Below are 2,042 nucleotides of genomic sequence, written 5' to 3' on the forward strand. Positions count from 1 at the left end.
GCGGGTGTGGGCACGGCGCGACCGGAGCGGCGCGCGCCCACGGGTCCGGGGCACTTCCCGATGATCATCTCGGGTGGCGCCCCGGCCCGTGGACATCGCCACGCCGTCGCCTGCCTCCCCGCGCGCCGCGTACGGGACGCGGGCGCGGGAGAGGCGGCGCAGGGCGTGGGACGTCATCACGCGGTGGGTGTTCACCGGGCGACGGTGTACCGGGCGCGGTGGTCGCCGTGGCCGTGGCCGTGGTGGTGCGACACGGGGATGTGCTGCACACCGATGCGCTTGCGGAACACCCAGTACGTCCAGCCCTGGTAGAGCAGGATCAGCGGGGTGGCGAACACCGCGACCCAGGTGATGATGCCCAGGGTGTAGGCGCCCGCGGCCGCGTTCGTCTCGGTCAGGCTCCAGGCCGGGTTGAGGCTGGAGGGCATGACCTGCGGGAACAGGGCCAGGAAGAGCACCGCGCTGGAGGCGGCGACGCCCACGCCGGAGCTGATGAACGCCCGGCCCTCGCGCGAGCCGAAATTGAAGCCGAGCGAGAGCAGCACGGCCAGGACGGCGATCGCCTCGGCGATCACGCTGCCCAGGTTGCCGGTCAGGAACTGGGTCCAGGTGAGGAAGGCCAGCAGCAGCAGGACGGTCAGGATGCCGAGCTTCTGGGCCAGATGACGGGCCCGGGGCCGGATGGAGCCGACCGTCTTCAGCGAGGCGAACACCGCGCCGTGGAAGGTGAACAGCACGGTCGTGGTCACGCCGCCCAGCAGCGAGTACGGCCGGATCAGCTCGGTGATGCCGCCGTGGTACTCGTGGTCGGCCGTGATCGGCAGGCCGTGGAGCATCGCCGCGAAGAGCAGGCCCCAGATGAAGGACAGGATCAGGGAGGTGCCGAAGATGATCGCCTCCCAGTTGCGCTTCCAGGCGGCACCGTCGCGCTTGACGCGGTACTCGAAGGCCACGCCGCGCAGGATCAGGCACAGCAGGATCACGAACATCGGCAGGTAGAAGCCGCTGAACATGGTGGCGTACCAGTCGGGGAAGGCCGCGAAGGTCGCGCCCGCCGCGGTGACCAGCCACACCTCGTTGCCGTCCCAGACGGGGCCGATGGTGTTGATCAGGACACGGCGCTCGGTCTCACCGCGGGCCAGTACCCGGGAGAGGATGCCGATGCCGAAGTCGAAGCCCTCGAGGAAGAAGTAACCCGTCCACAGAAAGGCGATGACGAAGAACCAGAGGTCATGGAGATGCACGGTCCGGGACTTTCTCTCAGTAGGCGAAGGCCATGGGCTTGTCGGCATCCTGGTCGGCGCCCTCGAGCGTCGACCCGCCGCCAAGCTTGATGTCCCGCAGTGGCGGCCGCTCGGAGGTGATCGGCCCCGCACCGGCGTACTTGACCAGCAGCTTCAACTCGACCACGGCGAGCGCGATGTAGAGCAGGCTGAAGCCGATGAGGGTGATGAGCTGCTCGGTGAGCGAGACGTTGGGCGAGACCGCGTCGACGGTGCGCAGCAGGCCGGTGACGGCCCACGGCTGACGGCCCATCGCGGTGAAGATCCAGCCGAAGGAGTTGGCGATCACCGGGAAGGCGAGCGTCAGGATGGCGGCGCGCCAGGCCAGACCCGTCATGACGGGGCCGAGTTCGCGCTTCTTGGTCAGCATCAGTCGCGGCACGTCGAAGGAGCCGGTGCGGAACTCGGGGTCCACCCAGAACTTCCGCCGGGTCAGCCAGAGTCCGGCCGCGCCGAGGGCGAAGGACGTCATACCGAAGATGATCATCGCCCGGAAGCCCCAGTACGTCATGGGGATGTTGGGCAGGTACTGCGAGGGGCTGCCGCCGTACTGGGCGGCCTCGGCCTTGGCCGTGTCGTTGATGCCGGGGACCGCCGAGTGGAAGTCCTTGTGCGCGAGGAAGGACAACAGCCCCGGGACCTCGACGCTGACGCTGTTGCGGCCGTGGGCCACGTCCGGCACGGAGAACGCGGAGAACGGGGCCGGAGCCTGCTTGTCCCACAGCGCCTCGGCGGCGGCCATCTTCATCGGCTGCTGCT

3 protein-coding genes are annotated in these 2,042 nt (G+C 69.0%); all 3 read right to left on the reverse strand.

The genetic code is table 11. The features are described from left to right. A partial coding sequence (locus GTW40_RS32925; protein ID WP_237525273.1) for a hypothetical protein occupies positions 1-195 on the reverse strand: 195 nt, incomplete at its 3' end. After that, positions 192-1,244 (reverse strand): cytochrome d ubiquinol oxidase subunit II, encoded by a 1,053-nt coding sequence (cydB, locus tag GTW40_RS01545; protein ID WP_161178324.1) that lies wholly within the window; start codon positions 1,242-1,244, stop codon positions 192-194. The genes GTW40_RS32925 and cydB, both read right to left, overlap by 4 nt. Positions 1,245-1,260: 16 nt before the next feature. Next, the coding region (locus GTW40_RS01550; RefSeq protein WP_161178325.1) for a cytochrome ubiquinol oxidase subunit I at positions 1,261-2,042 on the reverse strand (782 nt) is incomplete at its 5' end.

It is taken from the genome of Streptomyces sp. SID4985 (assembly GCF_009863025.1).
In the GTDB taxonomy this organism is placed as follows: Bacteria; Actinomycetota; Actinomycetes; order Streptomycetales; family Streptomycetaceae; genus Streptomyces.